This is a genomic window from Streptomyces sp. NPDC026092 (assembly GCF_040638605.1).
GTDB lineage: Bacteria > Actinomycetota > Actinomycetes > Streptomycetales > Streptomycetaceae > Streptomyces.
Map to the genome: position 1 here is coordinate 325,049 of NZ_JBEZYN010000006.1, position 13,178 is coordinate 338,226.

At 70.9% G+C, this 13,178-nt stretch carries 13 protein-coding genes; 3 read left to right on the plus strand and 10 right to left on the minus strand.

Annotated elements, in window-relative coordinates; all coding sequences use genetic code 11:
* Positions 1-51: 51 nt before the first annotated feature.
* From cysS to AB0F56_RS12865, 4 genes are all read right to left on the minus strand, one after another.
* Entirely contained in the window at positions 52-1,449 is a 1,398-nt protein-coding gene (gene cysS, locus AB0F56_RS12850) for a cysteine--tRNA ligase (RefSeq protein ID WP_362007631.1), read from the minus strand.
* Positions 1,450-1,582: 133 nt separating this feature from the next.
* Positions 1,583-2,095 carry a 2-C-methyl-D-erythritol 2,4-cyclodiphosphate synthase gene (gene ispF / locus AB0F56_RS12855; RefSeq protein ID WP_362007634.1) on the minus strand — a complete coding sequence of 171 codons (513 nt, stop codon included), beginning with the start codon at positions 2,093-2,095 and terminating at the stop codon, positions 1,583-1,585.
* The gene (gene ispD / locus AB0F56_RS12860) at positions 2,085-2,834 is read right to left on the minus strand and encodes a 2-C-methyl-D-erythritol 4-phosphate cytidylyltransferase (protein ID WP_362007636.1); all 750 of its coding nucleotides are present in this window, start codon (positions 2,832-2,834) and stop codon (positions 2,085-2,087) included. Before ispD ends, ispF begins: the two co-directional genes overlap by 11 nt.
* A gap of 390 nt (positions 2,835-3,224) precedes the next feature.
* Positions 3,225-3,707 (minus strand): CarD family transcriptional regulator, encoded by a 483-nt coding sequence (locus AB0F56_RS12865; RefSeq protein ID WP_003953493.1) that lies wholly within the window; start codon positions 3,705-3,707, stop codon positions 3,225-3,227.
* A 756-nt stretch (positions 3,708-4,463) separates the two neighbouring features.
* Here AB0F56_RS12865 and AB0F56_RS12870 point away from each other — a divergent pair.
* Positions 4,464-5,144 carry a DUF461 domain-containing protein gene (locus AB0F56_RS12870; protein WP_362007638.1) on the plus strand — a complete coding sequence of 227 codons (681 nt, stop codon included), beginning with the start codon at positions 4,464-4,466 and terminating at the stop codon, positions 5,142-5,144.
* 267 nt (positions 5,145-5,411) lie between these two features.
* On the opposite strand, the gene AB0F56_RS12875 is transcribed toward AB0F56_RS12870, so the two are convergent.
* Complete coding sequence (locus AB0F56_RS12875; RefSeq protein WP_017242433.1) at positions 5,412-6,092, minus strand: response regulator transcription factor; 681 nt, start codon at positions 6,090-6,092, stop codon at positions 5,412-5,414.
* Entirely contained in the window at positions 6,089-7,375 is a 1,287-nt protein-coding gene (locus AB0F56_RS12880; RefSeq protein ID WP_362007640.1) for an ATP-binding protein, read from the minus strand. The genes AB0F56_RS12875 and AB0F56_RS12880 overlap by 4 nt, the downstream gene beginning before the upstream one ends.
* 263 nt (positions 7,376-7,638) lie before the next feature.
* Here AB0F56_RS12880 and phoU point away from each other — a divergent pair, with 263 nt between their 5' ends.
* Together phoU and AB0F56_RS12890 are read left to right on the plus strand one after the other, a co-directional pair.
* On the plus strand, positions 7,639-8,319 hold the full coding sequence (gene phoU / locus AB0F56_RS12885) for a phosphate signaling complex protein PhoU (RefSeq protein WP_362007643.1): 681 nt from the start codon (positions 7,639-7,641) through the stop codon (positions 8,317-8,319).
* A gap of 113 nt (positions 8,320-8,432) precedes the next feature.
* Complete coding sequence (locus AB0F56_RS12890) at positions 8,433-8,585, plus strand: hypothetical protein (RefSeq protein ID WP_362007645.1); 153 nt, start codon at positions 8,433-8,435, stop codon at positions 8,583-8,585.
* Between the two features lie 80 nt (positions 8,586-8,665).
* Here AB0F56_RS12890 and AB0F56_RS12895 read toward each other — a convergent pair whose 3' ends face one another.
* The 4 genes from AB0F56_RS12895 to AB0F56_RS12910 form a co-directional block, all read right to left on the minus strand.
* Entirely contained in the window at positions 8,666-9,163 is a 498-nt protein-coding gene (locus AB0F56_RS12895; RefSeq protein ID WP_362007647.1) for a GNAT family N-acetyltransferase, read from the minus strand.
* 35 nt (positions 9,164-9,198) lie between these two features.
* Positions 9,199-9,579, minus strand: a complete 381-nt coding sequence (locus AB0F56_RS12900; protein ID WP_362007650.1) for a VOC family protein — start codon at positions 9,577-9,579, stop codon at positions 9,199-9,201.
* Positions 9,580-9,871: 292 nt separating this feature from the next.
* The gene (locus AB0F56_RS12905; protein ID WP_362007652.1) at positions 9,872-12,100 is read right to left on the minus strand and encodes a VCBS repeat-containing protein; all 2,229 of its coding nucleotides are present in this window, start codon (positions 12,098-12,100) and stop codon (positions 9,872-9,874) included.
* A 176-nt stretch (positions 12,101-12,276) separates the two neighbouring features.
* Complete coding sequence (locus tag AB0F56_RS12910) at positions 12,277-13,035, minus strand: phosphoglyceromutase (protein WP_362007654.1); 759 nt, start codon at positions 13,033-13,035, stop codon at positions 12,277-12,279.
* Positions 13,036-13,178: the final 143 nt, after the last annotated feature.

Consider the following 13,178-nt stretch of genomic DNA (forward strand, 5'->3'; position numbering starts at 1 on the left):
GCATAGGTCTGTAAGTGAAGTGTGCCGCCCGGCTCCCCGCGCGGCACATCATCAGCGGCTGCCCAGCGTCCAGCGGGGGCCTTCGGGGCTGTCCTCGATGGCGAGGCCGGACTGGGCGAGCTGGTCGCGGATCGCGTCCGCGGTGGCCCAGTCCTTGCGCTCGCGGGCCGACTCGCGCTGCTGGAGCACCATGCGCACGAGGGTGTCGACGACGCCGTGGAGCTCCTCGCCCCGGTCGGTCTCCTCGGCCCAGTGCGGGTCGAGGGGGTCGAGGCCGAGGACGCCGAGCATGGCACGGACCTCGGCCAGGCGGGCGATGGCCTCGTCCTTGTCGTCGGCGGCGAGCGCGCTGTTGCCCTGGCGGACGGTGGTGTGGATGATCGCGAGCGCCTGCGGGACGCCCAGGTCGTCGTCCATCGCCTCGGCGAACGCGGGCGGCACCTCGGGGGCGGGCGGTACGGTCTTGCCCGCCTTCTCGGTGACGCGCTGGATGAATCCCTCGATGCGCGCGAACGCGGCCTCGGCCTCGCGCAGCGACTCCTCGCTGTACTCGATCATCGAGCGGTAGTGCGGGGTGCCCAGGTAGTAGCGCAGGACGATGGGGCGCCAGTTCTTCACCATCTCGGAGACGAGCACCGAGTTGCCGAGCGACTTCGACATCTTCTCGCCGCTCATGGTGACCCAGGCGTTGTGCACCCAGTACGAGGCGAAGTCGTCGCCGAACGCCTTGGCCTGGGCGATCTCGTTCTCGTGGTGCGGGAAGATCAGGTCGAGGCCGCCGCCGTGGATGTCGAAGGCGGAGCCCAGGTACTTGTGCGCCATCGCCGAGCACTCCAGGTGCCAGCCGGGCCGGCCGCGCCCCCACGGCGTCTCCCAGTCGGGCTCGCCGGGCTTGGTCGCCTTCCACATGGCGAAGTCGCGCGGGTCCCGCTTGCCGGAGACGCCCTCGTCGGGCTGGCGCAGGTCGTCGATGTCCTGGTTGGAGAGCTGGAGATAACCGGGGTACGAGCGGACGTTGAAGTACACGCTGCCGTCGGCCTCGTAGGCGTGGCCGCGCTCGATGAGCCCGCGCATCATCTCGACCATCTCGGTGACATGGCCGGTGGCGCGGGGCTCGTAGGTGGGCGGCAGGCAACCGAGGGCGTCGTAGCCGGAGTTGAAGGCGCGCTCGTTCTCGTAGCCGATGGACCACCAGGGGCGGCCCTGGTCGGCGGCCTTGGCGATGATCTTGTCGTCGATGTCGGTGACGTTGCGGACGAACGTGACGTCGTAGCCGCGGTACTCGAACCAGCGGCGCATGATGTCGAAGTTGAGGCCCGACCGGATGTGCCCGATGTGCGGGGCGGCCTGCACGGTGGCACCACAGAGGTAGATCGAGACGGTGCCCGGTGTGAGCGGGGTGAAGTCACGGATCTGCCGGGCGCTGGTGTCGTACAGGCGAATAGTCACCACTCCAGGGTAGTGGGCGTGTGGTAGTGCCCCGCGACCGATCGCCGGTCGCGGGGCGAGATTTTCGTCGGACGTCAGGCGGTACGGCAGCGGTACGTCGGGCCGTACGTCGGGCCGTACGTCGGGCCGTACGTCAGGCGGTGCGGTACACCAGCGCGGTCGCGAGGGCGGCCAGGCCCTCCGCGCGGCCGGTGAGGCCGAGGCCGTCCGTGGTGGTGCCGGAGACGGAGACGGGGGCGCCGACGGCCGCGCTCAGCGCCTTCTGCGCCTCGTCGCGGCGCTTGCCGACCTTGGGCCGTACGCCGATGACCTGGACGGCGACGTTGCCGATCTCGTACCCCTCGGCGCGGACGATCCGGGCGGCCTCGGTGAGGAGGGTGACGCCGGAGGCGCCCGACCACTCGGGGCGCGAGGTGCCGAAGTGGGCGCCGAGGTCGCCGATGCCGGCGGCGGAGAAGAGCGCGTCGCAGGCTGCGTGGGCGGCGACGTCACCGTCGGAGTGCCCGGCGAGCCCGTACCCGTCGTTCTCGGGGCCGTCCCAGAGCAGACCCGCGCACCACAGTTCGCGGCCCTTCTCGAAGGCGTGGACGTCGGTGCCGATGCCGGTCCGCGGGATCAGGGGCGGGTTCAGCGGCTCAGAAGCCATCGTTGGCCCTCCGGCGGGCGAGTACGGCCTCGGCGAGTACGAGGTCCAGCGGGCGGGTCACCTTGAACGCCTCCTCGTGGCCGGGCACGACCACGACGGGCGCGCCGAGCCGCTCGACCATGCCGGCGTCGTCCGTGGCGCCATCACCGGTGAGGGCGACGGTCGCGTGCGCGTTGACGAGGGTCTCGTAGTCGAAGCCCTGCGGGGTCTGGACGGCGCGCAGCCGGGAGCGCTCGGGGGTCGCGACGACGCTCTCGGGGTCGCCCTTCGTCGCCGCGGGCTCGACCTCCTTGACGGTGTCGGCCACCGGCAGGGCGGGGACGACGGCGACGGCCCCGTCGCGGACGGCCTCGATGACCGAGTCGACGGTGTCGACCGGGACGAGCGGGCGGGCCGCGTCGTGGACGAGGACGGTGGTGACGCCCTCGGGGAGCGCCGCGAGACCGAGGCGTACGGATTCCTGGCGGGTGTCACCGCCGGGGACGACGAGGTAGTCGGTGCGCTCGGGCAGCGCGTGGTCGTCGAGGAGGTTCTTGACCTCGACGGCGCCGTCCGAAGGAGCGACCACGACGACGAGGGAGACGGCGCGCGAGGCGGCCATCGCCCGGACGGCGTGGATGAGCATGGGGGTGCCGTTCAGCGCGCGGAGCGCCTTGGGGGCGCCCGGGCCGAGGCGTACGCCCCGGCCCGCCGCGGGGATCACCACGGCGGTCCGTGTGGGACGCGTTTCGTCAGTCATCGCTTGCACTCCGGCAGGTTTGTTTCCTCGGCGGACATGGGTATGGCCCTGGGGGTGCCCCCGGCCGACGGCTGGGGGGAGTGCCGGCGCACCGCCTTGACCGGGCCCTTCCGTGACGACGGTCGGGGCGTGGCGCGTGGCACAAGGTCCGTGGGACGCGAGGGGGCTGGGGATACGGGAGTTTCGTGGACGGACGCGTCACGAGACGGACGTCACCTCGTACGCCGCTCCTCGACCACGCGGACGTCACCGGCGCTGAGGACGTCATCGGCACTGCGGACGTCACCGGCGCTCAGGGCTTGAGGCTCCTGAGACGAAACATGCCGCAGCGCCCGGCGGCAGCGCTGTGTGAAACACAGCACGCCAACGGGCACCGCGGCATCGCTTCATTCAGGACGCGAGGACCTCGTCGAGGAGAGCCTCGGCCTTGTCCTCGTTCGTGTTCTCCGCGAGCGCCAGCTCGCTCACCAGGATCTGCCGAGCCTTGGCGAGCATGCGCTTCTCACCTGCGGAGAGTCCGCGCTCGCGCTCCCGGCGCCAGAGGTCGCGGACCACTTCGGCGACCTTGATGACATCGCCGGAGGCGAGCTTCTCGAGGTTTGCCTTGTAGCGTCGGGACCAGTTCGTGGGCTCCTCGGCGTACGGCGCGCGCAGCACCTCGAAGACCCGGTCCAGCCCATCCTGACCGACTACATCGCGAACACCGACGAACTCCGCATTGTCCGCCGGCACACGAACCGTCAGGTCGCCCTGGGCGACCTTGAGCACCAAGTAGGTCTTGTCCACGCCTTTGATCTGGCGAGTTTCGATGGCCTCGATCAGCGCGGCCCCGTGATGGGGATAGACCACGGTGTCGCCAACCTTGAACGTCATGTGACAGGTACCCCTTCCGTGGCTATCCAGGGTAACACGGATACGGCTTCTTCTGAATGGCGTTTTCGCAGGTCAGGGCATATCTCGGGGCTTGACAACAGCGACGGGGACGTGCTGCGGAGGGCTTCCGGAAGGCGGTATTCGCAGGTCGGAGCGGCTGCGCGGACGGAGAGAAACGCGGGCGTCACGCCGGCCCGGGGGGCTCCGGAGGGGGCGGGATGCCCCGTTTTGCGGGGTTCGGAGCGTACAACCTCACGTACTCCGTTCGAGGATCGGCCACCCGTGCGGATGCATCCCGGACCGAATCTCGAATTGATCACCCACAGGTGTGAACCGAGTTTTTCCGTGGGCCGGACGGTGGAATGCGAGGACGGTGCGCGCGCGATCCGAGGACGATCGCCGAATTGATCAAGTCGGTTATGTGAACAGCGCGTCAATGCGACGTGATCAGGCCATCGCGAAGCGGGTCGGGACGGCCGCGGGGATGCTCGCGGGGAGGGGTGCCGGGGCGAGTGCCGGGACGGTGCCGGCGCGGGTGCCGAGAGGGCCGCCGGGAGGGCCGCCGGGAGGGGTGGGGCGTGGGGCCTGATCCGCCGGACAGGCCCTAGGGGCGGGTCGGGTGCGGGCGGGAGAGGGTGGCTCGGTAACCTAAGCCCGCTGACGCACCTTTAGCTCGCCCTTAGCCGGTTGGTCCTGAGCTCGACTCCAGCCGACTCGTCCATGCCTGTTCCGTACGTCCTAGGAGATGCCGCCGCCGTGAGCCGCAGCCTTCGACGCGGCGCCCTCGCCGCCACCGCCATCGTGATCTCGATCGCCTCGCTGTCCGCCTGTGGCGCCGGGAACAACGCGCAGACCCTCGGCGTCCGGCCGGACAACGCCGCCGTCACGGTGGAAGACGTCAAGATCCAGAACGCCCTGGTGATCACCCAGCCGACCGTCGGCGCGGCGGGTCCCGCCGTCGTCTCGGCGACGGTGTTCAACAACGGCAGCACGCCGCAGACGCTCGACTCGATCACCATGCCCGGCTCCTCCGGCCAGGTGAAGCTCAAGCCCGCCACGGGCTCGGGCCCGATCACCATCGCCCCCGGCGGCTCGGTCGTCATCGGTGGCAAGGGCAACGCCTCCGCCACGATCGAGAACGGCCACGAGGCCGTGAAGGACGGCGGCGCGCAGGAGCTCGTCTTCAAGCTGAGCCAGACCGGTGACGTGGCCCTGGAGGCCTTCGTCGTCCCGGCGACCAGCTACTTCAAGGAGTACGGCCCGACCGAGATCCCGCAGCCCCCGGCCGCGAAGCCGACCGGTTCGGCCACCGCGACGCCGACCGGCGAGGCGGGCCACGGCGCGAAGCCCGGCTCCACGGCCACCCCGACGGGCACCGCGACCCCGACCGGCACCGGCACCCCGTCGGGCGAGGCCAGCCACTCGGCCGGCCACTGACCCACACGTACGGAGTACGCCGGAGGGGCGGGCCACTGGATCACTCCAGCGGCCCGCCCCTCCGGCTGTACGTAAGGCTTACGGCTCGAACTTGTAGCCCAGGCCGCGCACCGTCACCAGGTAGCGCGGGGCGCCCGGGTCCGGCTCGAACCCCTTCCCGCGTGCGCACCTCGCACTGCTCGGCCCCAGGGGGCCTCCCAGGCTTCGGCACGCTGTGCCGGCCTCCGTCCGGCCGTGCCGGGCTCGGGCCGGTCTGCGGCTCGCGGTTTACGGCTCGAACTTGTAGCCCAGGCCGCGCACCGTCACCAGGTAGCGCGGGGCGCCCGGGTCCGGCTCGATCTTGGCGCGGAGGCGCTTGACGTGGACGTCGAGGGTCTTGGTGTCGCCCACGTAGTCCGCGCCCCAGACGCGGTCGATCAGCTGCATACGGGTCAGCACGCGGCCCGCGTTGCGCAGGAGCATCTCCAGGAGGTCGAACTCCTTGAGCGGGAGGTCGACCTTGCCACCGGAGACCGTGACGACGTGGCGGTCCACGTCCATCCGGACCGGGCCGGCCTCCAGGGCGGCGGGGGTGACCTCCTCCGGCTCACCGCGGCGGCGCAGGACCGCGCGGATGCGGGCGACGAGCTCCCGCGAGGAGAAGGGCTTGGTCACGTAGTCGTCGGCTCCTATTTCCAGCCCGACGACCTTGTCGATCTCGCTGTCCTTGGCGGTCACCATGATGACCGGGACGTTCGAGCGGCCGCGCAGCTGGCGGCAGACCTCGGTGCCGGGCAGGCCGGGCAGCATCAGGTCGAGGAGGACGAGGTCCGCCCCGTTGCGCTCGAACTCGTCGAGGCCGTCGGGCCCGGTCGCGGCGACCGCGACCTCGAAGCCTTCCTTGCGGAGCATGTACGAAAGGGCGTCGCTGAAGGATTCCTCATCCTCGACGACAAGCACTCGGGTCACGGAAGGACCTCCGGGGCAGGGAGCGGTTCGGTCATGAGATCAGGGGTGGGGGAGGTGGAGTCGGAGGAGCGGCGGTCCCGTACGGCGCCCGCCTCGGGCAGCCGCAGGGTGAAGGTGGAGCCCTGGCCTTCGGTGCTCCAGACCGTGACCTCTCCGCCGTGCGAGGCGGCCACGTGCTTGACGATGGCGAGGCCGAGACCCGTACCTCCGGTGGCACGGGAGCGGGCCGGGTCGACGCGGTAGAAGCGCTCGAAGACCCGCTCTCGGTCCTTCTCGGAGATGCCGATGCCCTGGTCGGTCACCGCTATCTCGATCAGGTCGCCGCCGGGGGCGGCCACGCGGCGGGCCGCGATGCCCACCCTCGTACGGGCCGGGGAGTAGTTGACGGCGTTCTCGACGAGGTTGCCGAGGGCGGCGGCGAGCTGGCCGCGGCTGCCCCAGACGTGCAGGTCGGCGGTGCCGCCCTCCCGTCGCCCACCACCACCCTGTTCGAGCCCTTCGGGCGGCCATACATTCGAGACCATGGTGATCTGCTTGGTGGAGGCCGTGTGTCGGGAGCGGTCGATCGCCTCGGCGACCAGTTCGTCCACCCGTACCGGCTCGGAGTCCTCCAGCGGGTCGTCGTTCTGCACCCGGGAGAGGTCGATGAGTTCCTGTACGAGGTTGGTCAGGCGGGTCGCCTCTATCTGCATGCGGCCGGCGAAGCGGGTGACCGCCTCGGGGTCGTCCGAGGCGTCCATGACGGCCTCGGAGAGCAGGGAGAGCGCTCCTGTCGGAGTCTTGAGCTCATGACTCACGTTGGCGACGAAGTCGCGCCGTACCGCTTCGATACGGCGGGCCTCGGTCAGGTCCTCGACCAGGAGCAGCACCAGGCGGGAGCCGAGCGGGGCGACGCGGGCGGAGACCGCGAGGGCCTCGCCGCGTCCGGTGCCGCGCCGGGGCAGGTCGAGCTCGACCTGCCGTATCTCTCCGTCGCGGCGGGTGTCGCGGGCCATGTTGAGCATGGGCTCGACGGCCAGCTTTCCGCCGCGGACCAGACCGAGGGCGTACGCCGCCGAGCTGGCCTTCACCACCGAGTCGCTCTCGTCGAGCACGACCGCGGAGGAGCGCAGCACGGAGAGCACGGTGTCGACGCCGGGCGGGAGCACGGCGTCGGTGTGCAGGGAGGTCCGGGTGGGTCGCGCCTGGTCGCGCTCGCTCCAGCGGAACGCCAGCATGGCGATCACGCCGGTGCACACCCCGGCGATCGCGGCCAATGCGGCGACCGCCGCGTTCACGTCCATGTCCTCAAGGTTATGCGGCACGAGAGACTCTCTCCCAGCCGTCCGAGTGGCTGCTCGAACAGTCGTCGCCCAGAGTTCACCGTGGGGACTGTGCTGGTTCATTTGGACCGAACGGAGCGGCGGCCCGCGTCGCCCAGAGTTCACCGGGGCGAAAGAGCTCATTCACTTCGGGTGGAGACTGCGGACGCGTAGGGGCCCGAACGTGGGAGCGTGGGGGTCCGAGCCCGACGGGGACCCCGGACATCAGTGAGAGAGGGACATCGATGCGGGACGCGTACCACGAGGAACTTGACTCGATCGGCGAAGGCCTGGTCGAGATGGCCCGCCTGGTCGGCTCCGCGGTCGGGCGCGCCACGACGGCGATGCTCGACGCGGACCTGAAGCTCGCGGAGAGCGTGATCGCCGCGGACCAGAAGGTCGACGACCTGCAGCACGACCTGGAGGCCCGGGCCATAGCCCTGCTGGCCCGCCAGCAGCCGGTGGCCACGGACCTGCGGATCGTGGTGACGTCGCTGCGCATGAGCGCCGACCTGGAGCGCTCCGGCGACCTGGCGCAGCACGTGGCGAAGCTGGCGCGGCTGCGCTTCCCGGACTCCGCGGTCCCGCGCGACCTGCACGCGACCATCCTGGAGATGGGCCAGCTGGCGCAGCGCCTGATGGCGAAGGCCGCCGAGGTCATCATCACGAAGGACGTCGACCTGGCGCTCCAGCTGGAGCAGGACGACGACGAGATGGACCTGCTGCACCGGACGCTCTTCCAGCACCTGATCGACGACCGCTGGAAGCACGGCATCGAGACGGCCGTCGACGTGACGCTGCTGGGCCGCTACTACGAGCGGTTCGCCGACCACGCGGTGTCGGTGGCGAAGCGCGTGGTGTACCTGGTGACGGGCGAGCACGCGGACGAGCTGCAGCAGTCGGACGCCCCGGTCGAGGGCGCGTAGCCCGCGAGGGGTGACCGGCCGGGTGGCGTTCGCACTCCTGTGCGCCGTTGATGCGCCCAGGGGGATGGGCATGCAATGGGGAGAGGCGACGTACGCCTCCGAGGAGGGACCCCATGGCTGATAGCGCCACCACCGACACCCAGCAGGCGATCCCGCACGACGCGGTGCTCCTGCCCGTTCTCGGCCTCAGCGGCTGCGCGTGCGGACCCGGCTGCGGCTGCGGCTGCCAGTCCGGCGGGACGTGCCAGTGCGGGGGCTGCTCCTGAGGCCCTGAGCCCGACGAACGTGCGCGGCCCCGCCCGGAGGAATCCGGGCGGGGCCGCGCGCGATCGACAGCGGGGAGATCTCAGACGTCGAGGACGCCGACGGTCTGCGCGCCGCTGGTCTCCCCGGTCGCACGGAAGCCGAGCCCGAGGTAGAACCCCTCGGGCCCGTCGTCGCCCGGCTCCCAGGTCACGTACATCGACTGCGGCCCGCCGTCGCCGCGCCGCCGTATCTCCTCGCGTACGGCCTCGACGGCGAAACGCCCGTACCCCTTGCCCTGCCGGCCGGCGGCGATGTTGAGCCGCCAGAGTCCGCTGCGGCGGTCGTCCGGGTCCTTCTCCGGGGCCCACTGGATGTCCAGGAAGGCCATCAGGAAGCCGACGATCTCGTCGCCGTCCAGGATGAGCCGGGGCCAGGCGGTCGCACCGAAGGCGTACGCCTCCGCGAGCGAATGCGCGACCGGGGCGACGTTCTTCTCCTGGTGGGGATGGACGCGCAGGGCGATCGCGGCGTCGACGTTGGCGGGGGTGATCTTCTCCAGCCGGATGTTCTCCGGCCGGAGTGCGGTGTCGTGGGGCATGGCACGGAGGTTATCGAGTGGATCTCCGGAGAGCTCTAGATATACGGGCGGGTGATCAGCTCGATCGCGTGACCGCCGGGGTCCTTGAAGTACACCCCTCGGCCGCCGTGCCCGTGGTTGATCTCGCCGGGGAGCCGCATCTGCGGATCGGCCCAGTGCTCGACGGAACCGTCGCAGAGCCGCTGGTACGCGCGGTCGAAGAGCTCGTCGTCGATCAGGAACGCGTAGTGCTGCATCTGGATCTCGATCTCGCCGGGCGGCGTGGCGAACTGGAGCAGAACGCCGTCGGCGAGCTGGACGTTGACGAACGGCCCCCAGGACGGGGCCTCGGGGAGTTCGAGCAGCTCGCGGAAGAAGCGGGCGGACTCGGTGCTGTCCTTGGACGCGATGATGGTGTGGTTGAAGCTGACTGCCATGGGCGGAAGACCTCGCTGTGTTCGGCAGGGTGGGACGAGTGGACTCGGGTGGGGCGCACTGCCCAGGAGGTCCACGTGCCGAACGGTGGGGGTGTCGTACGCACCCCCGCTGCGGGATCAGCCTTCCACCGGCTGACCCATCCGTGTGTGGCGAAGAGTCGCCGATCCGGTGATCACGAACGTGACCTTACGCGATGGTCCGCGCCGCAACAACGGGCTTCTGGAAGGGGAATGGCCCCCTCCGTGGGGAGGGGGCCATTCCGCGCGCGTCGTGCGTTCGCTTCCGCGGGTCCTACGCGATGTTGTCGAACTTGGTGCCCTCGCCCGCGTACAGCGGCGTCGCCTGACGGGTGAAGGGCGCGGTGACGGAGCCCGTGGAGCGGTAGACGGACGTGCCGCCCGCTCCGTACGCGATGAGGTCCGGGCGCCCGTCGTTGTCGAGGTCGCCCGCGCCGACGAGCTGGCTGAAGACCTCCCAGCCGCCGCCGACCCGCACGCGGGGGGCGAAGTTGCCGTGGCCGTCGCCCTGGTAGAGCCAGAGGACGCCTGCGGTGTCGCGGGCGATCAGGTCCCCGGCGGCGGAGCCGGCGATGTTCCCGACGGCGGTGAGCTGGTTGTAGATGCCCCAGCCGCCGCCGACCTTGACGCGGGCGGCGAAGGGGGCGGTGGCGGAGCCCGTGCCCTTGTAGAACCAGAGCGTCCCGGCGGTGTCCGCGGCGAGGAGGTCGGTGCGGCCGTCGCCGTCGAGGTCCGAGCCGCCGGTCAGCTGGTTGTAGATGGCCCAGCCGCCGCCGACCTTGGCGCGGGGCGCGAAGGTGCCGTCGCCCTTGCCGAGGTAGTGCCAGAGCACACCGGAGCCGTCCATGGCCACGAGGTCGCCGGCCCGGTCGCCGGCGAGGTCGCCGACGGCCTCGATCTGCTTGAACATCTCCCAGCCCCCACCGACCCGGCTGCGCAGCGCGGGCTTGACCTGCCCGCTCCCCGGCCGGTCCCGCAGATCGTCCCGCCACAGCACGCCGGCCGCGTCGCGGGCGAGGACGTCGGTGGAGCCGTTGTCGGTGTAGTCGTGGGGGTTGTACGTCCGGCTGACCGTCATCTCCGAGCCCTGGCGGGCGGGCTCGCCGACGCCGTCGAGCGACGTCGCCTCGGCCTCGATCGCGTACCTGCCGTTCGGCGCGTCGACGCCGTCGATGGTGCCGTCCCACGTGTAGGTGAACAGGGAGCCGGTGGCCGGGGCGTCGGCGGTCGTCCGGAACTGCCTGCCCGTGGCGACGTGCGTGAGGGTGAGGTCCAGGCGGGCGTCGGGCCGGGAGAGCGTCCAGCCGAGCGTCACCTCGCCGCCGGTCTTGTCGAGTTCAGCGACGTCGGGGACGTCGACCTGCTCGATCTTCAGAGCGGGCGGCACGGCCACCTGGCCCGTGGCGGCCACCTTGGTGACCGTCGGGGTGCCGTCCTGCGCGGCCGTGATCCGGAACAGGCCGTCGCCGTCGACGGCGTGCTTGCCGTACACCACGCCGGTGTCGTTGCCCGCGGCCGCCGCCGCTGAGCCGGAATCCAGGAGGTCGCGGATCTCGCCGGTGGTCAGGGAGACGGCTCGGACCCGCGTGGTGGGGTTGCCGTAGATCAGCCACTCGCCCACGAGCGCGGTGTACCACTCGGCGGTGTGGGCCCCCAGGACGGTCCGCTTCACCTCGCGCGTCCTGCGGTCGACGGACCGGATGATCCCCCCGGTGCCGGCCTCGTACTCGTACCAGAACACGTGCGAAGGGGAGAACTCCAGGGTGCGGTACGCGTACCAGGACTCGGTGGCGGAGTACGTCTCCGTCACCGTCGCGGTCGCCAGGTCGATCACGGCCCGGCCGCCGGTCCGGCTGTCGGCCGGCCCGGTCGCGTAGCCGACGACGACCGAGCCGTCCAGGGGCCCAGGACCGAAGTACTCGTCGGCGTCCGCGGGCAGACCCTCGATCTTGCGGGTGGTCGTCGTGCTGCCGGCCTTGGTCACGATGTGCAGTTCGGACGCGCCGTCGTCCTTGGTGAGCTGGGCGAGCACGCTCGTCGGGCCCAGCACGGACACGGAGCGGGCGTTCAGAGCGCCGAGGTCGAAGTCCACGGTCGGGGCGGCCGGATCGGCCATGTTCCGCAGGGTGAGCCCGCGCGTCTCGTCGGCCCCTCGGTGGAGGCTGACGATGTCGCTGCCCGACGCGTACCAACCTCCGTCCTCGGAATCCTGGAACCGGGTCGGGGCGCTGCCGTCGTACGGCGTCCAGACCAGCTCCCGGCTGCCGTCCAGGGCGAAGGAGTACGTGAGGAAGCCGGAGGGGCCCGCGCCTGCCAGGTCGCTGCCCTTCGGGTAGACCGGAAGCGCGGCGGCCGGGTCGTCCGAGACCGGGCCCGACACGGCAACCGGGGCCGCCGCGAACGCGGTCGGCGCGGTCGCCAGCGCGCCGGCGCCCAGGGCCGTGACGGCGAGGACCGCGGTGATGGACGTGGCGAGACGCGTACCGGTGGAACGGAACTGCAAGGTGAACCCCCACGAGAAGATCGGACACGGCGATGCCGTGCCCGATCAGACCCATGATCGATTCGAATGGTTGTACGCGATCTTCGGCGGACCCTCGGACCCTCAGGAGGCCCACCGCACGAAAAAGCCCCCTTCCCGCCGGAATCCGGCAGGGAGGGGGCTCCTTCGTGCGTGGGCTACTTCTTGCCCTGGTTCTTGACCGCCTCGATCGCCGCGGCCGCCGCCTCCGGGTCGAGGTACGTGCCGCCCGGCTTCAGGGGCTTGAAGTTCTCGTCCAGCTCGTAGACCAGCGGGATGCCCGTCGGGATGTTCAGGCCCGCGATGGCCTCGTCCGAGATGCCGTCCAGGTGCTTGACCAGGGCGCGGAGGCTGTTGCCGTGGGCCGCGACCAGGACCGTGTGGCCGTCCAGGAGGTCCGGGACGATGCCGTCGTACCAGTACGGGAGCATCCGGTCGACGACGTCCTTCAGGCACTCCGTGCGGGGGCGGAGCTCCGGCGGGATCGTCGCGTAGCGCGGGTCCGCGGACTGGGAGAACTCCGTGCCGTCCTCGAGCGCCGGCGGCGGGGTGTCGTACGAGCGGCGCCAGAGCATGAACTGCTCCTCGCCGAACTCCGCGAGCGTCTGCGCCTTGTCCTTGCCCTGGAGCGCACCATAGTGCCGCTCGTTCAGGCGCCAGGAGCGGTGGACCGGGATCCAGTGGCGGTCGGCGGACTCCAGCGCCAGCTGCGCCGTGCGGATGGCGCGCTTCTGGAGGGAGGTGTGCAGTACGTCGGGCAGCAGGCCGGCGTCCTTGAGCAGCTCACCGCCGCGGACCGCCTCCTTCTCGCCCTTCTCGGTGAGGTTGACGTCCACCCAGCCGGTGAACAGGTTCTTCGCGTTCCACTCGCTCTCGCCGTGGCGGAGGAGGATCAGCTTGTACGGTGCGTCGGCCATGCGTCCGAGCCTAAACGACGGCAGGGGCCCCACGCGCACCGTGGACAGTCCGTGGACGGTTGACGGTCGCCGTCAATTCACTGGCGTCCGGGAAGGCCCGACTCGTAAGTTACGTGTCTGCACAGCGACACTTACAGGCACGG